The organism is Klebsiella sp. JB_Kp004 (genome assembly GCF_040065795.1).
GTDB lineage: Bacteria > Pseudomonadota > Gammaproteobacteria > Enterobacterales > Enterobacteriaceae > Klebsiella > Klebsiella quasipneumoniae.
This window is the reverse complement of sequence record NZ_JBEAKW010000017.1, coordinates 1-20,767: the sequence shown is the minus strand read 5'-3', so window position 1 is coordinate 20,767 and position 20,767 is coordinate 1. Positions and strand designations below refer to the sequence as shown.

The 20,767-nt window shown below is 59.1% G+C and carries 18 protein-coding genes; 8 read left to right on the top strand and 10 right to left on the bottom strand.

The genetic code is table 11. The features are described from left to right. Positions 1-217: 217 nt before the first annotated feature. The 7 genes from rutG to rutA are packed head-to-tail and all read right to left on the bottom strand — an operon-like array spanning position 218 to position 5,640. Positions 218-1,540 carry a pyrimidine utilization transport protein G gene (rutG, locus tag ABLX76_RS13435; protein WP_008805937.1) on the bottom strand — a complete coding sequence of 441 codons (1,323 nt, stop codon included), beginning with the start codon at positions 1,538-1,540 and terminating at the stop codon, positions 218-220. A gap of 21 nt (positions 1,541-1,561) precedes the next feature. Further along, positions 1,562-2,056 (bottom strand): NADH-dependent FMN reductase RutF, encoded by a 495-nt coding sequence (gene rutF / locus ABLX76_RS13430; RefSeq protein WP_023289097.1) that lies wholly within the window; start codon positions 2,054-2,056, stop codon positions 1,562-1,564. Between the two features lie 10 nt (positions 2,057-2,066). Beyond that, positions 2,067-2,657 (bottom strand): malonic semialdehyde reductase, encoded by a 591-nt coding sequence (locus ABLX76_RS13425; protein WP_348874654.1) that lies wholly within the window; start codon positions 2,655-2,657, stop codon positions 2,067-2,069. Continuing rightward, on the bottom strand, positions 2,654-3,457 hold the full coding sequence (gene rutD / locus ABLX76_RS13420) for a pyrimidine utilization protein D (RefSeq protein ID WP_348874653.1): 804 nt from the start codon (positions 3,455-3,457) through the stop codon (positions 2,654-2,656). Before rutD ends, ABLX76_RS13425 begins: the two co-directional genes overlap by 4 nt. Continuing rightward, a complete protein-coding gene (rutC, locus tag ABLX76_RS13415; protein WP_023289099.1) occupies positions 3,454-3,846 on the bottom strand; it encodes a pyrimidine utilization protein C in 393 nt (130 codons plus the stop codon). The genes rutD and rutC overlap by 4 nt, the downstream gene beginning before the upstream one ends. Further along, positions 3,839-4,549 carry a pyrimidine utilization protein B gene (gene rutB / locus ABLX76_RS13410; RefSeq protein ID WP_023289100.1) on the bottom strand — a complete coding sequence of 237 codons (711 nt, stop codon included), beginning with the start codon at positions 4,547-4,549 and terminating at the stop codon, positions 3,839-3,841. The genes rutC and rutB overlap by 8 nt, the downstream gene beginning before the upstream one ends. After that, positions 4,549-5,640, bottom strand: coding sequence for a pyrimidine utilization protein A (gene rutA / locus ABLX76_RS13405; RefSeq protein WP_004204507.1), 1,092 nt, complete (start codon positions 5,638-5,640; stop codon positions 4,549-4,551). The genes rutB and rutA overlap by 1 nt, the downstream gene beginning before the upstream one ends. Before the next feature lie 284 nt (positions 5,641-5,924). Here rutA and rutR point away from each other — a divergent pair, with 284 nt between their 5' ends. After that, on the top strand, positions 5,925-6,563 hold the full coding sequence (gene rutR, locus ABLX76_RS13400; protein WP_065881766.1) for an HTH-type transcriptional regulator RutR: 639 nt from the start codon (positions 5,925-5,927) through the stop codon (positions 6,561-6,563). Here rutR and ABLX76_RS13395 read toward each other — a convergent pair. Further along, positions 6,560-6,955 carry a lysozyme inhibitor LprI family protein gene (locus ABLX76_RS13395; protein ID WP_023289101.1) on the bottom strand — a complete coding sequence of 132 codons (396 nt, stop codon included), beginning with the start codon at positions 6,953-6,955 and terminating at the stop codon, positions 6,560-6,562. The genes rutR and ABLX76_RS13395 overlap by 4 nt on opposite strands. Before the next feature lie 129 nt (positions 6,956-7,084). After that, the gene (putA, locus tag ABLX76_RS13390; RefSeq protein WP_348874652.1) at positions 7,085-11,047 is read right to left on the bottom strand and encodes a trifunctional transcriptional regulator/proline dehydrogenase/L-glutamate gamma-semialdehyde dehydrogenase; all 3,963 of its coding nucleotides are present in this window, start codon (positions 11,045-11,047) and stop codon (positions 7,085-7,087) included. Between the two features lie 421 nt (positions 11,048-11,468). Between putA and putP the strand changes: the two genes are divergently transcribed. Further along, positions 11,469-12,977 (top strand): sodium/proline symporter PutP, encoded by a 1,509-nt coding sequence (gene putP / locus ABLX76_RS13385; protein ID WP_023289103.1) that lies wholly within the window; start codon positions 11,469-11,471, stop codon positions 12,975-12,977. 134 nt (positions 12,978-13,111) lie between these two features. Further along, the gene (locus ABLX76_RS13380) at positions 13,112-13,546 is read left to right on the top strand and encodes a DUF3574 domain-containing protein (RefSeq protein WP_032452416.1); all 435 of its coding nucleotides are present in this window, start codon (positions 13,112-13,114) and stop codon (positions 13,544-13,546) included. 31 nt (positions 13,547-13,577) lie between these two features. On the opposite strand, the gene ABLX76_RS13375 is transcribed toward ABLX76_RS13380, so the two are convergent. Next, positions 13,578-14,762 carry a nucleoside transporter C-terminal domain-containing protein gene (locus tag ABLX76_RS13375; RefSeq protein WP_348874650.1) on the bottom strand — a complete coding sequence of 395 codons (1,185 nt, stop codon included), beginning with the start codon at positions 14,760-14,762 and terminating at the stop codon, positions 13,578-13,580. A gap of 270 nt (positions 14,763-15,032) precedes the next feature. On the opposite strand from ABLX76_RS13375, the gene efeU reads away from it, so the two are divergent. From efeU to ABLX76_RS13350, 5 genes are all read left to right on the top strand, one after another. Next, positions 15,033-15,863: an iron uptake transporter permease EfeU gene (gene efeU / locus ABLX76_RS13370; RefSeq protein WP_032452417.1), complete on the top strand. Its 831-nt coding sequence runs from the start codon at positions 15,033-15,035 to the stop codon at positions 15,861-15,863. Positions 15,864-15,914: 51 nt separating this feature from the next. Further along, positions 15,915-17,042 (top strand): iron uptake system protein EfeO, encoded by a 1,128-nt coding sequence (efeO, locus tag ABLX76_RS13365; RefSeq protein WP_087849005.1) that lies wholly within the window; start codon positions 15,915-15,917, stop codon positions 17,040-17,042. 4 nt (positions 17,043-17,046) lie between these two features. Beyond that, complete coding sequence (efeB, locus tag ABLX76_RS13360; RefSeq protein ID WP_023289108.1) at positions 17,047-18,330, top strand: iron uptake transporter deferrochelatase/peroxidase subunit; 1,284 nt, start codon at positions 17,047-17,049, stop codon at positions 18,328-18,330. A gap of 504 nt (positions 18,331-18,834) precedes the next feature. Next, the gene (gene phoH, locus ABLX76_RS13355) at positions 18,835-19,623 is read left to right on the top strand and encodes a phosphate starvation-inducible protein PhoH (RefSeq protein WP_002898923.1); all 789 of its coding nucleotides are present in this window, start codon (positions 18,835-18,837) and stop codon (positions 19,621-19,623) included. 237 nt (positions 19,624-19,860) lie between these two features. After that, positions 19,861-20,505, top strand: a complete 645-nt coding sequence (locus tag ABLX76_RS13350; RefSeq protein WP_348874648.1) for a DsbA family protein — start codon at positions 19,861-19,863, stop codon at positions 20,503-20,505. Positions 20,506-20,767: the final 262 nt, after the last annotated feature.

The following is a 20,767-nucleotide window of genomic DNA, read 5'->3' as shown; positions in this document are numbered from 1 at the left end:
CCGGAGCCCGGGGGTACAGGGGGCGGCGGCGACTGGCCGCCCCCTGTGCGCTCCCGGCGCCATGAGAGACATAACGCAGAAGACATATCGGGAGCGCCATCTGCCTGGATATAACCCAGAACAGCCGTTTTTCCGGGGCGAAACCGTTGCAAACCGATAACTGTATCGACTTATCCGGCCCCCACCGCTCCCTGCGCCAACGCCGCGCTAATGTGGCTTAAACCGGCGTTACCCTGGCCTCCTTCGCCTCACGCGTCCCGCGATGAAGCAGCGCGTGCAGCAGGATCGCCCCGAAAGTGGCGGTACCAATCCCGCCCAGCGTAAAGCCGCCCAGCGACAGCGCGAAATCGCCGGCGCCCAGCACCAGGGTCACAGACACCATGATCAGATTGCTGTTCTGGCTGAGGTCGACGCGGTTTTGCACCCAGATCCGCGCCCCGGCGACGGCGATCAGGCCAAAGACCACGATCGAGGCGCCGCCGATCACCGGCCCGGGAATGGTGTGGATTAATGCGCCGAATTTCGGCGAGAAGCCCAGCAGCATGGCAATCAGCGCCGCGGCGACAAACACCAGCGTCGAGTAGACCTTGGTCACCGCCATGACGCCGATGTTCTCCGCATAGGTCGTGACCCCGCTGCCGCCGACCGAGCCGGAGAGCATGGTCGCCAGACCATCGCCGACGAAGGCGCGCCCCATGTACGGATCCATATTGCGCCCGGTCATCCCGGCGACGGCCTTCAGGTGGCCGAGGTTCTCGGCCACCAGGATCACCGCGACCGGGGCAATCAACATCATCGCCTGGCCGTTAAAGGATGGGGTGGTAAAGTGCGGCAGTCCGAACCACGCCGCCTGGGCGAGGGGAGAGAAGTCCAGCGGTTTGCCGAGGCCAAAGCCGTTAGCCAGCAGGGCGTACAGCGCGCAGGCGACGATCAGGCCGACCAGGATCAGCAGACGCTGCAGCATTCCGCGGGTAAATACCGCGACTATGCCGATACAGAGCACGGTTAACACCGCCATCCAGCTGTCGAAGGCGCTGGCGGAGACGCTGCGCACAGCAATCGGCGCCAGGTTCAGGCCGATAGCCATCACCACCGCCCCGGTCACCACCGGCGGCATCAGGCGCTCGATCCAGCGGGTGCCGATCTTCATCACCACCAGACCGATCAGGGTATAGACCAGCCCGCAGGCGATGATCCCGCCAAGGGCGACGCTGAGGTGAGGGTTGAGTCCCTGGCCGTTAAAGCCGGTAATGGCGATCACCACCCCGACAAAGGCGGCGCTGGAGCCGAGATAGCTCGGCACCCGTCCGCCGGTGACGACAAAGAACAGCAGGGTGCCGACCCCCGACATCAGTATGGACAGGTTTGGGTCGAGCCCCATCAACAACGGCATCAGCACCGTCGCGCCGAACATCGCAACGGCGTGCTGCACGCCCATCACCAGCGTTTGCCCGGCCGATAAGCGTTCATCGGGCGCGACAACGCCGGATTCGGCGGCGGGGGAGGTCAGCTTCCAGCGAGGAAAATCGAAGAGTGCCATGATGATATCCCGGGTTAAAGGTTAACAAGCGGGTCGCATAAGCGTGTGATAGCCGCGGTCAAACCACATCAGACCCCGGGGTTCCGGGTGACGGGTAATGGCCACGACGTGACAAAACAGAATGTCGTGCGTGCCGACGCTGACGCGCTGGTCGATGCGGCAGTCAAAGCTGACCAGCGCCGCCTCCAGCCGCGGACAGCCGGTGGCGCCGGTCTGCCAGTCGGCGGCGGCAAAGCGCTCGTCCATCGCCGTTTTACCGCCAAACAGCGTTGACAGCGCCTCCTGTCCCGCCGCCAGGGTATTGACGCACAGCGTGTGGTGTTCGCTGAACACCGGCCACACGGAGGCTGAGCGGTTCAGACAGACCAACAGGGTCGGCGGGGTGTCGGTCACGCTGCAGACCGCGCTGGCGGTAAAGCCCGCCCGGCCCGCCGGGCCATCGGTGGTAATAATGTTAACCGCGGCGCCGACGCGGGCCATGGCGTCACGAAAACTCTCTTTGTCCGCTAACTTCATCGCCAACTCCTTATGCCAGCAGGCAGGCTTCATCAAAGGACAGACGCGGCAGGCGGCCATACAGTTTGCCGGGGTCGCCATAGCCGATGTTCACCAGCAGGTTGCTTTTCCAGCCGTTGTCGGCGAAAAACGCTGCATCGACTTTTTCCCGATCGAAACCGGACATCGGCCCGGTGTCGAGTCCCAGCGCCCGGCAGGCGAAAATCAGATACGCCGCCTGCAGGGAGCTGTTGCGAAACGCGGTCTCTTCCGCCAGCTGCGGGCTGGAAGTGAACCAGCTGCGGGCATCGCCGTGGGGAAACAGGGTCGGTAGCCGGTCGTAAAAGGCGCTGTCACACGCCACGATGGCGGTCACCGGCGCCTGCATGGTTTTCTGCAGATTGCCGCTGGAGAGCGTCGGGCGGAGCTTCTCTTTGCCTTCCGCGCTGCGCACGAACACGATGCGCGCCGGCGAACAGTTGGCGGAAGTCGGCCCCATTTTCATCAGGTCCCAGACTGCCTGCAGCTGCGCATCGCTCACTGGCTTATCCAGCCAGCCGTTGTGGGTCCGGGCCTGGGTAAACAGCGTCTCGCAGGCCGTCTGGTTTATCGCGTCGTTCATCGGGTCTCCCTGGCGACCGGCAGCATAGCGGCCAGCCCGTCGCGTAAAATGGTATTAAAGGTATCGGCGTCGGTGACGTTGCAGGCATGCCCGCCCCACGGCATTTCCACGCGCTGGCTGCCGGGGATCGCCGTCTGCAGCACGCGGGAGCAGGAGGCCGGGACCAGCAGGTCGTCAGCGGCGCTAACCATCAGCGTCGGGCAGGCGATGGCCGCCGCGCGACGGGAAAAATCAGCCTGCTTCAGGGCCTGCAGCCGCTTCAGCAGGTTCTCCTTGCCCTGAAAATGGCTGATGGCAAGCGCATCTTCGGCTTCGAGGCGCGGCAGGCGCGCGGCCATCCATTCCGCCGGGTAGAGAAACAGCGGCTGCGCTTCGACCCACGCCTGCGCGCCGCCGGTATGCAGCAGACGCTCGCGCACCAGGAAGCAGCGGCGGGTGTGCGGCGACAGCGACAGCCAGCCGTTGACCAGCACCAGGGCGCTCACCGCCTCGGGGCGATCGAGCGCCAGCTGCAGGCCAATCAGCGCCCCCAGCGCGTGGCCCACCAGCGCGAAGCGGGCGATCCCCGCCGCCTGCAGAGCGCTGAACAGCTCCCCGGCCATCGTCGCCATGCTGTAGTCGGCGGGCAGCGGACCGGCGTTCTCCCCGGTCCCGTTATGGTCATAACTTACCAGCTGATACTGTTCCTCCAGCGCCGCGCGCTGCGCCAGCCAGTAGCCGCCGCCGCCGCCCAGACCTGCGCTGAGGACCACCACCGGCGCGCCGGGCCATGGGGCCGGAGCAATATTGAGCCTCATCATGTCGGGGTGCCGATATGGGCGACGCTGGCGATTTCCACCAGCGCATCGGGCTTCACCAGCCCGCACTGAATGCAGAAGCGCGCGGGTTTATCGCCGGGGAAGAACTCGGCGTAAACCTCGTTAATCGCGGCGTAATTTGTCCAGTCGGTGATAAAGATGCTGTTGAAAGTCACATCCGCCATACTCCCGCCCGCCGTTTCGATAACGCTCTTGATGGTCTCCAGCACGTGGCGGGTTTGCGCCTTTGGGTCGCCGATGTGCACCACATTGTTTTGCTTATCAAACGGCAGAGTGCCGGAGACGTAGATCACGCCATCGGCGAGCGTCCCCGGAACAAAGGGGGCAATCGGCGTGGTGGTGCCTGGCGGAATAATCACCTGTTTAGGCATAACGTTTCTCCTTGGCTAAAGACAGCGGGGTGGCAGGGGACAGCGCGCGGCAGAAGCTCTCGACGTCGCTGACCCAGCCGAAAAAGGTTTCTATATTGAACAGCGCCGCCTGCTGGGCGAAGGCCGGTCCGGCCTGATGGGTAGCATCCTCCAGCACCACGCCGAAGTATTCGAGGAAGAAACCATCGCGCAGCGTCGATTCGACGCAGACGTTGGTGGCGATCCCGGTGAACACCAGATGACGGATGCCGCGGCTGCGCAAAATGCTGTCGAGCGGAGTGTTAAAGAAGCCGCTGTAGCGCGGTTTCGGCAACACGATGTCGCCTTCCTGCGGCGTCAGCTCGTCCACCAGCTGATAATCCCAGCCGCCTTTCGCCAGCAGCTTGCCCTGCAGTTCCGGGCGCTGACGCATCGTTTTCAGCGCGTTGGACTTATGGTAGTTCGGCGAGCCCGGGCCGCCGGCTTCAACATACTGGTCATCCCAGCCGTTCTGGAACCAGATAATCAGCATGCCCGCGGCGCGGGCGGCGGCGACGGCGGTATTAATATTGTCGATAACCGGCCGGGTGGCGGAGACGTCAAATCCGGCGAGATCCAGATAACCGCCGAGGCTGGCGTAGGCGTTCTGCATGTCGACAACAATCAGCGCGCTCTGCTGCGGCGCGAAGGTCAGGGATTCCGGGCGAGCGGGAAGGGTAATCATCAGGCCACCTCACGGGTAACAGGAGCAATATGGTCCCGGCAGCGCATCAGCGGCTGAATGCGTTCGCCAAAAGCGTCGATGCCGGCAAGAAAATCATCAAAGGTCAGCAGCACGCCGTCGGTACCGGGCACGCTCGCGACTTCATCAAGCATACGGGCGACGCTGGCATAGGATCCGACAAGGGTGCCCATGTTGATATTGACCGCCGAGGTGGGGTCGGCCATCTGGCGCACGTTGGTATCGCTGCCGGAGCGGGTGTCTTTCTGACTCTGCTCGGTGAGCCACGCCAGCGCTTCTTCATCGGCGCCCGCTTTGTAGTGCTCCCATTTGGCGCGCGCCGCTTCGTCGGTTTCGTCAGCGATCACCATGAACAGCACATAGGAGCCTACGTCACGGCCGGTTTTTTCCGCCGCCTGCATCATACGCGCCGCGGTCGGCGCGAAGGCCGTTGGCGTGTTGACCCCTTTGCCAAAGCAGAAGTTATAGTCGGCGTGCTGGGCGGAGAAGGCCATGCCGGCGTCACTCTGCCCGGCGCAGATCACCTTCATCGGCTGCGAAGGGCGCGGGCTGACCCGGCAGTCGTTCATGGTGAAGTAGTCGCCTTTGAAATCGCTGCGCCCGGTGCCCCACAGGTCGCGGAGCACCTGAACGTATTCGGTGAGATAGTCATAGCGGCTGGCGAAATAGTCATCCCCCGGCCACATGCCCATCTGGTCATATTCCGGTTTTTGCCAGCCGGTCACCAGATTGACGCCAAACCGGCCGCCGGAGATGGAGTCGATGGTGGAGGCCATCCGGGCGACGATCGCCGGCGGCAGCGTGAGGGTGGCGGCGGTGGCGTAGATCTGGATCTTCGAGGTCACCGCGGCCAGGCCGGCCATCAGGGTGAAGGACTCCAGGTTGTGATCCCAGAATTCGGTTTTCCCGCCGAAGCCGCGCAGCTTGATCATGGAGAGCGCGAAGTCGAAATGGTAGTGCTCGGCTTTCTGTACGATAGCCTTATTCAGTTCGAAGGTCGGCATATACTGCGGGGCATGGGTGGAGATCAGCCAGCCGTTGTTGCCAATGGGAACGAAAACACCAATTTTCATACCTACCTCTCTACAGTCATGGAAGATGGGTTGCGGTGGCGCGGCATCCTGCCTCTCCCTGGACCACCTCGCAGAAGAGGTAAAGCAAACGCAATGCCAGTTTTATAAATGCTAATGTTATTAATGTGTTGCTATTGGGTTGCTAAAAAGGACGATAAAAAAGTGGACTGGATGGTCAAAATCAGTGCACGAAAAAACGGCAGTCATGCGCAATCAGGGTGCATGGGGTCGTGTCGGCGAAGGGCTTTTGCTATGCTGGTGGCGTCAACTGAAGGAGAGGATGTATGGCACAGGGCGCGGTGAAGAAAAACGGCAAACGTTCACAAGCGGTCAGCGCCAAAAAGGAGGCCATTCTGGCCGCCGCGCTGGAGGCATTTTCGCAATTTGGTATTCACGGTACGCGGCTGGACCAGGTGGCTGAGCGCGCCGGGGTGTCGAAAACCAATCTGCTCTATTACTACCCTTCGAAAGAGGCGCTGTACGTGGCCGTTCTGCAGCAGATCCTCGCCATCTGGCTGGCGCCGCTGAAGGCCTTTCGCGAGGATATCAGCCCGCTGGTGGCGATCCGCGAGTATATTCGCCTGAAGCTGGAGGTGTCCCGCGATCACCCCCAGGCCTCGAAGCTCTTCTGCCTTGAGATGTTGCAGGGCGCGCCGCTGCTGATGGGCGAACTGACCGGGGATCTGAAAGCGCTGGTCGATGAGAAATCGGCGATTGTTTCCGGCTGGATCGACCGCGGCAAGCTGGCGCCGGTCGATCCGCAGCATTTAATCTTTATGATCTGGGCCACTACCCAGCATTACGCCGACTTCGCCACCCAGGTGGAGGCGGTCACCGGCGCCACGCTGCAGGACGCGGCCTTTTTTGAGCAAACGGTCGATAATGTCCAGCGGATGATTATCGAAGGCATTCGCGTCCGTTAATTGGCCGGCGGCAGCGGGCAGCTTTGATCGCCGTCCTCGCACTGCAGCAGCGAGGCGAGGAAAGATTCCCGCTCCACGCTCTTATCGGTCATGCACTGGCTCACCAGCATCGGCTGCATGCTGCCGCCTTCGGCTCCGGACGCGAGGAAAGCGCAGTCGGCGTCGCGCAGGGCGATCCATGCCTGCTGGGCCTGCTTCAGTAATGTCTGCTGTTTACCCACCGCACGCTGCAGAGCCTGCTGCCAGGTGTCGTTCAGTTTTTTGTCGGCTGCCTGATACTGCGCGGCCGCGCACTGATTCATTTCGGTCTGGGTGTTGGCGTTGCTGCACTCGTCCGCCAGCGCCGCGCCGCTGGCCAGCAAGACCGCCGCGGCAAATAACATGCGTTTCATTGTTCTGCTCCCATAAAAAAGGCTCCCGTCCGGGAGCCTTAATTAAGCACAGCTGACGTCGGCTGTCATTAGCTGATCGCATCGCCGATTTCCCGGATGGCGGCGCACAGCGCCACCGGGGAGCCCGTCTTAGCCGATGGTCATCAGGCTGGCGTTACCGCCTGCCGCCGCGGTGTTGACGCTCAGCGAACGCTCGATGTACAACCGCTCCAGCAGCAGATTGGTTTCGCCGCGGGCGAAGCCCTGCACGGAGACAATCGCCCCGTCGCGCGCCGCCACCTGCTCGCACAGCTCGCGTAGCTGGTCGGAGTCGCCGTGATAGATAACCGCGTCGAAGGCCTGGCCAGGCAACTGATCCGCTTTGGCGAAACGGATCCGCTCGCTGACGTCCCGCGGGAGTTTCTTCGCCAGATCGCGCTGCAGGGCGCTGTCCGGCCACAGCACTTCACAACCGACCGCCAGCACGGCCGCCAGCTGGATCAGCGCATCCTGCTTATTATCCGCCACGCACAGCACGCGCTCGCGAGGCATCAGCGTCAGGGTGTTGCGCTCGCCGGTGGGTCCCGGAAGCAGGCGTTGGGTGCCGCTTTGCGCCTGCTCGCTGTACTGCTGGCACAGCGCCTGCAGCTCAGGACGGCCCGCCGCCCACTGCTGCAGCGCCTGCAGCGGTTTTTCCAGCAGCGTTTTCAGCTGGGCGTCCAGTGGACGCTCTGCATCCTGGCGGGCGAAGGTCACGCCAACCGCGCCCTGCGGACGGCTGGAGAGCAGGCGGTAAAGGTACAGCGGACCGCCGGCTTTTGGACCGGTACCGGACAACCCTTCGCCGCCGAACGGCTGCACGCCGACCACCGCGCCAACCATATTGCGGTTGACGTACAGGTTGCCCACCTTCGCGCTGCCGGTGACCTGGGCGATGGTCTCGTCGATACGGGTATGTACGCCGAGGGTCAGGCCGTAGCCGGAAGCGTTAATCTGCTCCACCAGTTTGTCCAGCTCGTTACGGTTATAGCGCACCACGTGCAGCACCGGGCCGAAGACCTCTTTTTTCAGCTCGTCGAAGCTGTCGAGTTCGATAAGCGTCGGCGGCACAAAGGTCCCGTGGTTCCATTCGCGGGCGTCTTCGCTATTCTCGCGCACCGCCTGATAGACGGTGCGGCCTTTGGCGCGCATCGTCTGAATATGGCGTTCGATATTCTCTTTCGCTTCCGCATCGATAACCGGGCCGATATCGGTGGTCAGGCGGCCGGGATTGCCCATCCGGCACTCGCTCATCGCGCCGCGCAGCATGGTTAAGGTGTGGTCGGCTACCTCTTCCTGCAGGCAGAGGACGCGCAGGGCGGAGCAGCGCTGACCGGCGCTGTCGAACGCGGAAGCCAGGACGTCGATCACCACCTGCTCGGTAAGCGCCGACGAGTCGACGATCATCGCGTTCATCCCGCCGGTTTCGGCGATCAGCGGCGTTGGGCGTCCCTGAGCGTCGAGGCGGCTGGCGATATTGCGTTGCAGCAGGGTGGCCACTTCGGTGGAGCCGGTGAACATCACGCCGCGCACGCGCTCATCGGATGTCAGCGCGGCGCCGACGGTTTCCCCGCGGCCCGGCAGCAGCTGGATCACCCCTGGCGGCACGCCGGCTTCCAGCAGGATCGCCACGCCCTGAGCGGCGATAAGCGGCGTCTGCTCGGCCGGTTTCGCCAGCACGCTGTTGCCGGCCGCCAGCGCGGCGGCAATCTGCCCGGTGAAGATCGCCAGCGGGAAGTTCCACGGGCTGATACAGACCACCGGACCCAGCGGACGGTGGGTTTCATTATCGAAATCGTCGCGCACCTGACCGGCGTAGTAGTGGAGGAAGTCAACGGCTTCGCGCACTTCGGCGATGGCGTTGCTGAAGGTTTTACCCGCTTCGCGCACCAGGATCCCCATCAGGGTCGGCATCTGGCTTTCCATCAGCACCGCGGCGCGCTCAAGAATGGCGGCGCGCTCCTGCGGCGGGGTGGCGAACCAGATGGGCGCGTTGTTGATAGCGCTGGTCAGCGCCTGCTGCACTTCGTCATCGCTGGCTTCGCGGACGTAACCGACGATATCCTTCGGCTCCGCCGGGTTGACCACCGGCTGCATCTCGCCTTCGGCCACCGGCTGCTCCAGCATCGGCAATGCCTGCCATTTATGCAGGGCGCTGTTGAGCAGGGAAGAGGAGAGGGAGGCCAGACGATGCTCGTTAGCCAGATCCAGACCGGCGGAGTTGCTCCGGCCGCTGCCGTAGAGATCGCGCGGCAGCGGAATTTTCGGGTGCGGCAGACCGGCCTGGCCTTCCTGCTGCGCCAGTTTTTCCACCGCGCTGACCGGGTCGGCCACCAGCTCGTCCAGCGGCAGGGTATTGTCCGCGATACGGTTGACGAAGGAGGTATTGGCGCCATTCTCCAGCAGACGACGCACCAGATACGCCAGCAGCGTCTCGTGGGTGCCCACCGGGGCGTAGATCCGGCACGGCCGGTTCAGTTTGCCGTCGGCGACTTTGCCCACCACCTGCTCGTACAGCGGTTCGCCCATGCCGTGCAGGCACTGGAACTCATACTGGCCAGGGTAGTAGTTCTGGCCCGCCAGCTGGTAGATAGCCGCCAGAGTATGGGCGTTGTGAGTGGCGAACTGCGGATAAATCAGGTTCGGCACCGCCAGCAGCTTTTTCGCGCAGGCGAGATAGGAGACGTCGGTGTAAACCTTGCGGGTGTAGACCGGATAGCCTTCGAGACCTTCCATCTGCGCGCGTTTGATTTCGCTGTCCCAGTAAGCGCCTTTCACCAGACGGATCATCAGGCGACGACGGCTGCGGGTGGCGAGATCGATCAGCGCGTCGATGACGAACGGGCAGCGCTTCTGGTAGGCCTGAATAACAAAACCGATGCCGTTCCAGCCCGCCAGCTCCGGCTCGAAGCACAGTTTTTCCAGCAGGTCGAGGGAGATCTCGAGACGGTCGGCCTCTTCAGCATCGATGTTAATGCCGATGTCATACTGGCGCGCCAGCAGGGTCAGCGATTTCAGACGCGGATAGAGCTCTTCCATCACCCGGTCATACTGGGCGCGGCTGTAGCGCGGGTGCAGAGCCGAGAGCTTAATGGAGATGCCCGGGCCTTCATAAATGCCGCGGCCGTTGGAAGCTTTGCCGATGGCATGGATCGCCTGCTGATAAGAGACCATATAGGCCTGGGCGTCGGCGGCGGTCAGGGCCGCTTCGCCGAGCATATCGTAGGAGTAGCGGAAACCTTTATCTTCCAGCTTGCGGGCGTTAGCCAGCGCTTCGGCGATGGTTTCCCCGGTGACGAACTGCTCGCCCATCAGGCGCATCGCCATATCCACGCCCTTGCGGATCAGCGGTTCGCCGCTCTTGCCGATGATGCGGTTCAGCGAGCGTGAGAGGCTGGTTTCGTTGTGGGTGGAGACCAGTTTGCCGGTGAACAGCAGCCCCCAGGTGGCGGCATTGACGAACAGCGACGGGCTGCGGCCGATATGCGACTGCCAGTTGCCGTTGCTGATTTTGTCGCGGATCAGCGCATCGCGGGTGGCTTTATCCGGAATACGCAGCAGGGCTTCCGCCAGGCACATCAGCGCCACCCCTTCCTGTGAGGAGAGGGAGAACTCCTGCAGCAGACTCTGCACCATGCCGGCGCGGCCGCTGGCGGTCTTCTGGTTGCGCAGTTTTTCCGCCAGCTGATACGCCAGCTTATGCGCCTGCTCGCCCAGCGGCTGCGGCAGTCGGGCCTGCTCCAGCAGCATCGGCACCGCGTCGGTTTCCGGGCGACGCCAGGCGGCGGTGATCGCCGCGCGGCTTACCGACTGCGGCAGGATCTGCTCGGCGAATTCGAGGAACGGCTGATACGGCTCTTCCGCCGGGGAACCCGCTTCATCGCTTTCATTGGCGGCCCCGGAGAGCAGCGCCGGCAGTTCGGGCAGCGTTTCGTCGTTCTCCAGCTTTTCCAGATAGTTGAAGATGGCCTGCTTAATCAGCCAGTGCGGCGTGCGGTCAATGCGGCTCGCGGCGGACTTAATGCGCTCGCGGGTTGCGTCGTCAAGCTTAACACCCATGGTGGTGGTGCCCATGCTCAAAACTCCTGTCATTTATCGTTAGGCTTATGCGGTTGCTTGGAAATATCCACTATGTTGCAACTTTGTGCAACCTTGTTAATTGAGGCATGTGACGAAAGCCGTGAAATGGCGGATTTGTTAAAAATAGTGCCTAAAATAGCAGAATTTTAACCCCGGGCTCATAGGGTATTTGTATGCGTGAGTTAACACTTTTGTTTGGTGCAACCTTTAAAAACGTGAGAGAGTGCAACCTCTCGCAAATTGACGTTTTGCGCCGTCGGTTTTTCGTGTAAATGCTGTGTTAAATCGTTTGTGAAAAACCGAAGCTTCCGTCAGGATACGGTCGCCCAATTAAACAATGCGCCATTACCCCGTTCCGGTAGTGGAAAAAAACGACGAAGTTGGACGCTGTCGATAAAAATTCTGGAGACTTTGCATGGCTATTAGCACACCGATGCTGGTGACATTTATTATTTATATTCTTGGTATGGTATTGATAGGGTTTATTGCCTGGCGTTCGACCAAAAACTTTGATGATTATATTCTCGGGGGACGCAGTCTGGGGCCATTTGTGACCGCGCTTTCCGCCGGCGCCTCGGACATGAGCGGCTGGCTGCTGATGGGCCTGCCGGGCGCCATTTTCCTCTCCGGGATTTCCGAAAGCTGGATCGCCATCGGCTTAACGCTGGGGGCGTGGGTTAACTGGAAGCTGGTAGCCGGGCGCCTGCGCGTGCATACCGAGGTGAATAATAACGCCCTGACGCTGCCCGATTATTTTACCGGCCGTTTTGAAGATAAAAGCCGGGTGCTGAGAATTATTTCAGCGCTGGTTATTCTGCTGTTCTTTACCATCTATTGCGCCTCGGGAATTGTGGCGGGGGCGCGTCTGTTTGAAAGCACCTTCGGCATGAGTTATGAAACCGCGCTGTGGGCCGGCGCGGCGGCAACGATTATCTATACCTTTGTCGGCGGCTTCCTCGCCGTCAGCTGGACGGATACCGTGCAGGCCAGCCTGATGATTTTCGCGCTGATCCTCACCCCGGTGATCGTGATTATTTCCGTCGGCGGCTTTGGCGATTCGCTGGAAGTCATTAAGCAAAAGAGCATCGAAAATATCGACATGCTGAAAGGGCTGAATTTCGTGGCGATTATTTCGCTGATGGGCTGGGGACTGGGTTATTTCGGTCAGCCGCATATTCTGGCGCGCTTTATGGCGGCGGATTCGCACCACAGCATCGTCCACGCGCGTCGCATTAGTATGACCTGGATGATCCTCTGCCTCGCCGGGGCAGTGGCCGTCGGCTTCTTTGGTATCGCCTACTTCAATAGCAACCCGAGCCTGGCGGGCGCGGTTAACCAGAATGCCGAGCGCGTGTTTATCGAACTGGCGCAAATCCTGTTTAACCCATGGATTGCCGGGATCCTGCTGTCGGCGATTCTGGCGGCGGTGATGTCCACCCTGAGCTGTCAGCTGCTGGTCTGCTCCAGCGCGATTACCGAAGACCTGTATAAAGCCTTCCTGCGTAAAAACGCCGGTCAGAAAGAGCTGGTGTGGGTGGGCCGGATGATGGTGCTGGTGGTTGCCCTGGTGGCGATTGCCCTGGCGGCCAATCCGGAAAACCGCGTGCTGGGTCTGGTGAGCTATGCCTGGGCCGGCTTCGGCGCCGCCTTTGGTCCGGTGGTGCTGTTCTCGGTGATGTGGTCGCGCATGACCCGTAACGGCGCGCTTGCCGGGATGGTGATTGGCGCCCTGACCGTGATCGTCTGGAAGCAGTTTGGCTGGCTGGGCCTGTATGAAATTATTCCGGGCTTTGTCTTCGGCAGCATCGGGATCGTGGTCTTTAGCCTGCTGGATAAAGCGCCGTCGGCCAGCATGCAGCAGCGCTTCGCCGAAGCGGATGCCCACTACCATACGCCGCCGCCGGTACGCGCCACGGCTGAGTAAGATCAACTGATGTTCACGAGCCCGCCGCTGGCGGGCTTTTTTTTGCCTGTTGCCGGGCTGGAATATTATAACCCTTGCTAATTATTTGAAAATCCGCTGATATTTCCTGACTAATAACAATGAGGATAGCAAAGATGACGTTCAGACAGGGTGCAATGGCGCTGGTGCTGGCAGGGTTACTCAGCGGCTGCGCGGCGGGTGGAAGTTCGTCGACCAGCGCGCCGAAGCCCGGCGCCTGCCCGGCGGATCAGTCCATGGTGCAAACCACGCTTTACTTCGGCCTGAGCCGCCCGGCGGGGAAAGACATCACCCCTGATGAGTGGCAACAGTTTGTCGACCGCGACGTCACGCCGCGTTTTCGCGACGGGCTGACGGTGTTTGACGCTCGCGGCCAGTGGCTGGGCCAGAATGGACAGGTGGTGCGGGAGCAGAGTAAGGCGCTGATGGTGATCCATGGCAACGACGCGCAGAGCGAGGCCGGTATTGAGGCGCTGCGCCAGGGCTATAAATTACGGTTCGCGCAGGAGTCGGTGATGCGTGTCGACCAGCCGGTCTGCGTACAGTTCTGAGTTAACGGCGGGGGTAGCCCCGCCGTTTGTCTTACAGCACCAGCCCGGCGAAGCTGGCCGAAAGCAGGCTCACCAGCGTGGCGCTATACACCAGCCGCAGGCCGAAGCGGGAGACGATATTGCCCTGCGGTTCATTCAGGCCTTTGATCGCCCCGGCGATAATGCCGATCGAGGCAAAGTTGGCAAACGACACCAGAAAGACCGAGAGAATGCCAAGCCCGCGCGGCGTCATGCTGGCGGCAATCTTTTGCAGCTCAATCATCGCCACAAATTCGTTCGCGACCAGCTTGGTGGCCATGATGCTGCCGGCGTTAAGCTCATCGCTCAGCGGAATGCCGATAAGCCAGGCCAGCGGATAGAAGACGTAGCCGAGGATCTGCTGGAAGCTGAGGCCAAACAGGGTAGCGAACAGCGCGTTAATGGCGCTGATCAGCGCGATAAAGCCGATCAGCATCGCCAGAATAATCATCGCCACCTTAAAGCCGGCCAGAATATATTCCCCGAGCATTTCAAAGAAACTCTGCGATTCATGCAGCTTCTCCAGCTTTATTTCCTGCTCGCTGCCCGGCCGCGTCGGGTTAATCACCGACAGCACGATAAAGGTGCTGAACATATTCAGGATCAGCGCCGCGACGACATATTTGGCGTCCAGCATGGTCATATAGGCGCCGACGATCGACAGCGATACGGTCGACATGGCCGTCGCCGCCATGGTGAACAGACGCCGCGAGGAGAGGTCGCCCAGCACGCCTTTGTAGGCGATGAAGTTTTCCGACTGGCCGAGGATCAGTGAGCTGACGGCGTTAAAAGATTCCAGCTTACCCATGCCGTTGACCTTCGACAGCAGGGTGCCAATGACGCGAATAAAAATCGGCAGGATCCGCCAGTGCTGGAGAATACCAATCAGCGCGGAAATAAACACAATCGGACACAGGACGCCAAGGAAAATAAAGGCTAAGCCTTTTTCGCTCATGCCGCCAAAGACGAAATTGGTCCCTTCGGCGGCAAAGCCTAATAGCGAAGCAAAAAAGCCGGAGATATTTTTCACCAGCCACAGGCCGCTTTCGGCGTGCAGGAAAAAGAAAGCGAGCGCTATTTCGATAATAATCAACTGGAGAATATAACGAATACGAATTTTTTGTCTGTCATAGCTGACAAGCCAGGCCAGGGCGAGGATCACCGCCAGCGCCAGCAGGAAATGAAAAAATGCAGTCATGTTGTTCTTTTCGCAGGTCAATAAGGCCGCCATTTAGCCATAGCCGCTGCGACGGGTAAATATCTGACGTAAAAAATCCTTTGCTTATTCTTTTCCCTCATAACAGGCGAATATTTTCATAAGTCATTATTTGCCAGCGATTTATTTACAACTGATCATCATTCTCTGCACATTTTGCTTGTGTTTCTGAGTATTGTAATGATAATCACTATCATAAATATTACCTGTTTTTGCATTCGTTGACGGTGCTTTACATTTAAGGGTATTGGCATGTTTGTCCCATTTCTCATTATGTTACGCGAAGGCCTGGAGGCGGCGCTGATTGTCAGCCTGATCGCCAGCTATCTGAAACGCACCCAGCGCGGCAACTGGATTGGCGTGATGTGGATTGGCGTGATCCTCGCGGCGGCGCTGTGTCTTGGCTTAGGCATTTTTATCAACGAAACCACCGGTGAATTTCCTCAGCGTGAACAGGAGCTGTTCGAAGGGATCGTCGCGGTCATCGCGGTGGTGATCCTGACGTGGATGGTCTTCTGGATGCGCAATGTCTCACGCAATGTCAAGCAGCAGCTGGAGCAGGCCGTGGACAAGGCGCTACAGCGCGGCAATCACCATGGCTGGGCGCTGGTGATGATGGTCTTTTTCGCGGTCGCCCGTGAGGGGCTGGAGTCGGTCTTCTTTCTGCTGGCGGCATTCCAGCAGGATGTCGGCATCTGGCCGCCGCTGGGGGCGCTGTTGGGGCTGGCCACGGCTATCGTGCTGGGCTTCCTGCTCTACTGGGGCGGTATCCGTCTCAACCTCGGCGTGTTCTTCAAATGGACCAGCCTGTTTATCCTGCTGGTGGCCGCTGGCCTGGCCGCGGGGGCGATCCGCGCCTTCCACGAGGCGGGCCTGTGGAACCTGTTCCAGGAGACCGCCTTCGATCTGAGCGCTGTGCTGTCGACGCATACGCTGTTCGGCACGCTGCTGGAAGGGATCTTCGGCTACCAGGAGACGCCAAGCGTCAGCGAAGTGGCTGTTTATCTGCTTTATCTGATCCCGGCGCTGGTGCTGTTTGCGCTGCCGCCGCGAAATAATACGACTGCCTCGCGGGCTGCCTGACCGGGCGCTGCGAGCTTATAAGCGACACTCTACTTACCGAAAGGGATGATCATGATGATTCATTTTCGCCGTAATGCGCTGCGGGTGACCGTGGCCGCGCTGCTCAGCTCTGCATTCGGTGCTCAGGCTGCGGATATCCCGCAGGTCAAAGTCACCGTCAACGATAAACAGTGCGAGCCGATGCAGGTGACCGTTAACGCGGGTAAAACCCAGTTTATTATTCAGAACCACAGCCAGAAAGCGCTGGAGTGGGAGATTCTGAAAGGGGTCATGGTGGTGGAAGAGCGTGAGAACATCGCGCCGGGCTTTACCCAGAAGCTCACCGCGAACCTGCAGCCGGGCGAATATGACATGACCTGCGGCCTGCTCACCAACCCGAAAGGCAAACTGATCGTCACCGGCGCCGCCACCAAAGACGCGGCGAAAGCCGATGCGGTGCTGAGCCTCGGCGAAGCGATCACCGCTTACAAAGCCTATGTGACGGCGGAAACCGCGCAGCTGGTCAGCGGCACCAAAGCCTTTACCGACGCGGTGAAAGCGGGCGATATCGAGAAAGCGAAAGCGCTGTACGCCCCGACGCGCCAGCATTACGAGCGCATCGAGCCGATCGCCGAGCTGTTCTCTGACCTTGACGGCAGCATCGACGCCCGCGAAGACGACTTCGAGAAAAAAGCGGAAGATCCGAAATTCACCGGTTTCCACCGTCTGGAAAAGGCGCTGTTTGGCGATAACAGCGTCAAGGGCATGGAAAAATATGCCGATCAGCTGAACAGCGATGTGCTGGAGCTGCAAAAACGCATCAGCGAGCTGGCGTTCCCGCCGTCAAAAGTCGTGGGCGGTGCGGCAGGATTAATTGAAGAAGTCGCGGCCAGCAAGATCAGCGGTGAAGAAGATCGCTACAGCCATACCGACCTGTGGGACTTCCAGGCCAATATTGACGGCGCGCAGAAAATTGTCGACCTGCTGCGCCCGCAGCTGCAAAAAGAGAACAGCGCGCTGCTGGCGAAAGTGGACGACAACTTTAAGAAAGTGGACAGTATCCTCAGCAAATACCGCACCAAAGACGGTTTCGAAACTTACGATAAGCTAACCACCGCTGACCGTAATGCGCTGAAAGGGCCGATCACCACCCTGGCGGAAGATCTGGCTCAGCTGCGCGGGATCCTGGGTCTGGACTAAGTCGATGGCACAACAGAAACCACACGACGTGAACGAGCCGTCACGTCGTCGCTTACTGAAAGGGATCGGCGCGCTTGGCGGCGCGCTGGCCATCACCGGCGGCTGCCCGGTGGCGCATGCGGCAAAAGCGGAAAGCTCCCCCGGGACGCTCGCACCCGACGCGCGTCAGGAAAAACAGCCATTCTACGGCCGGCATCAGGCGGGCATTCTGACGCCGCAGCAGGCCTCGATGATGCTGGTGGCGTTCGACGTGCTGGCGTCAGATAAAGCCGACCTCGAGCGTCTGTTCCGGCTTCTGACCCAGCGTATCGCTTTTTTAACCCACGGCGGCCCGGCGCCCGATACGCCTAATCCCCGGCTGCCGCCGATGGATTCCGGCATCTTAGGGCCGTGGATTGCCCCGGATAACCTGACCATCACCGTCTCGGTCGGCCATTCGCTGTTTGATGAGCGCTTTGGTCTCGCGGATAAAGTGCCGAGAAAACTGCAGCCGATGACTCGCTTCCCCAATGATTCGCTGGATGCCGCCCTGTGCCATGGCGACCTGCTGCTGCAGATCTGCGCCAATACTCAGGATACGGTGATCCACGCCCTGCGCGATGTCATCAAACATACGCCGGATTTGCTCAGCGTGCGCTGGAAGCGGGAAGGGTTTATCTCCGATAGCGCGGCGCGCAGCAAAGGCAAAGAGACCCCCATCAACCTGCTGGGTTTCAAAGACGGCACCGCTAATCCGGCGAGCCATGACAGCGCGCTGATGGATCAGGTCGTGTGGGTAACGGCGGATCAGGACGAGCCGGCCTGGGCCGTGGGCGGCAGCTATCAGGCGGCGCGCATCATCCAGTTTCACGTCGAGTTCTGGGACCGGACGCCGCTGAAAGAGCAGCAGACGATCTTTGGCCGCGACAAACACACCGGAGCGCCGCTGGGGATGAAAAACGAGCACGATACCCCGGATTACAGCAACGATCCTGGCGGCGAGACGATCGCGCTGGATAGCCATATTCGTCTGGCCAATCCTCGCACGCCGGAAACCCAGTCCAGCCTGATGATGCGCCGCGGCTACAGCTATTCGCTGGGCGTCACTAACGCCGGGCAACTGGATATGGGGCTGTTGTTCGTTTGCTATCAGCACGATCTGGAAAAGGGTTTTCTGACGGTGCAGAAACGGCTTAACGGCGAGGCGCTGGAGGAGTACGTCAAACCCATTGGCGGGGGCTACTTCTTTGTTTTACCCGGCGTAGTGGATGACAAGCACTACCTGGGACAGACGCTGCTGCAGGCCTGATACCGACCCTGTCCGCAAGGGCAGGGCGTTTTCTGCTGTTTTTCTCATTTTTCTTATATTTCCTGCCATGTGTTATATTTTTGTAATACAAATGACCGATAGTCTCCTACACTTGCTTAAGAACTATTTGTTGCGTCATTGTGAAAAATAAGTTGCATTAAGAATCTTTTTTGATGTACTTATTACATACGCGGTAGTTCCCGGCAGTGTGACGTTTCACTATGGAGATCGCGAATGGTAAGGTCCCGTACCGGACAACGTAAAACCACAGACCGTACTCTTCAGCACGGAAGCCCCGCTTCCGGCAGCGATTTTCTCACTCTTTCTCCCTCCGCTTCGAATTATTATCACCTTGGCAGGGTACGCGGTGCGCGTAGCCGCGACTCGTTGTCAGTTCTACCGGCAAGCAATGGCTTACAAGGAAGCCAAACCTCAATCGTTCGTGCGCATAGTCGCGTCGATGTTGACGCGTGTGATGTAAACCTACAACGCAAGGTGCTATCCATGGGAAGACAAAAAGCAGTGATCAAAGCTCGTCGTGAAGCAAAACGTGTGCTGAGACGGGATTCACGCAGTCATAAGCAGCGTGAAGAAGAATCGGTCACATCGCTTGTGCAAATGAGTGGCGTAGAAGCAATTGGCATGGCGCGGGACAGCCGTGATACTTCCCCAATTGAGGCGCGCAATGAGGCTCAGGCGCATTATCTGAATGCCATCGACAATAAACAGCTGATTTTCGCCACCGGCGAAGCCGGATGCGGCAAGACCTGGATTAGTGCGGCGAAGGCAGCGGAAGCGCTGATCCATAAGGATGTGGACAGAATTATTGTTACCCGTCCCGTTCTGCAGGCCGACGAAGATCTCGGCTTCTTACCGGGAGATATCGCCGAGAAGTTCGCGCCCTATTTCCGACCGGTTTACGACGTGCTGGTGAAAAGGTTGGGGGCTTCCTTTATGCAGTACTGCCTGCGTCCGGAAATCGGCAAGGTGGAAATCGCGCCGTTCGCCTATATGCGCGGACGTACCTTTGAAAATGCGGTGGTGATTCTGGACGAGGCCCAGAACGTGACCGCAGCGCAAATGAAGATGTTTTTAACCCGCCTCGGGGAGAACGTGACGGTCATCGTCAATGGCGATATCACCCAGTGCGACTTGCCCTCTGGTGTGAGATCTGGCCTAAGTGATGCGCTGGCGCGTTTTGAGGAAGATGAGATGATCGGCATCGTGCGTTTCACCACCGATGACTGCGTGCGCTCGGCCCTCTGCCAGCGGACGCTGAAAGCCTATTATTGAGCGTCATACTGTGAGCAAGGCCCGGGCTAGCCCGGGCTTTGTTGTTTTGATCTTTGCGACAGTCTGAAGTGCGGATAAACTTTCTGTTTTGAGGGATCCATCGCTGTAGGTGATAGAATTTCTTCTCTGTAATACAAGAATATCTGCTTTGCTATACATAAGCGCCTTTCTAATAATTTCTTTCGTCTTACGCCGTTTTACTCATTTAATTGTATGGATACTTGTAAGGGAAGCACTATGGTCGTACATGGGAAAGTTATCAAGTTATTAATTACTATTTTGATGGTGGGGTTGTCATCTGCTGCTTATAGTAAAGATTATCAGGCAGGGAAAAACTTCACTGTCATTAATTCTACTGTTAAGCAACCGCCGCAACTGGTTGAGTTTTTTTCCTTCTACTGCGGACCTTGTTATGCGTTTGCAGAGCTCATCAATGTTGATACAGCTATCAGAAAGCGCCTGCCCGCCCATATGAAACTGGAAAAATACCATGTCAGCCAGATGGGACCTTTAGGACCAGCATTAACAGAAGCATGGGCCGTAGCACAATATGCTGGGGTAGATGGCAAGGTGGAAAAGTTATTGTTTGAAGGCTTACAGGTTAAGCGTGATATTAAAACGACAGCTCATATTGTTAAGGTATTTAATCAACTTGGCATTACGTCCGAGAAATATGCCGAAATGCAAAGTAATTTTATGGTAAAAGCTTTAATTGCCAGACAGGACAATCTGGTCGAAAAAATGAAAGTAAGTGGTACGCCTTCTTTTTATGTTTCAGGGAAATATCATATTAACAATGCATCACTCGCGCAAGATGACTATGATACCTATGCAGAGGATATGGCGAATCTGGTTTTATTTTTGCTTAACAAATCCCAGTGACGTGAAGTGAGATAGTTTCATTCGGATTGTCTTTTTCGTTCTGTCCAGGTGGTTGCGTCAGTTGTCGAACCCCGGTCGGGGGTTCTCATCCCCCCCAGCGGAGAATATAAAAGAAAAGAGCCCGTACTTGCGTACAGGCTCTCATCTCGAATATGGCGGTGAGGGGGGGATTGACTCGCTTCGCTCGCCCCTGCGGGGCAGCCCGCTCGCGGGCTCGCGGTCTGTCCAACTGGCTGCGCCAGTTGTCGAACCCCGGTCGGGG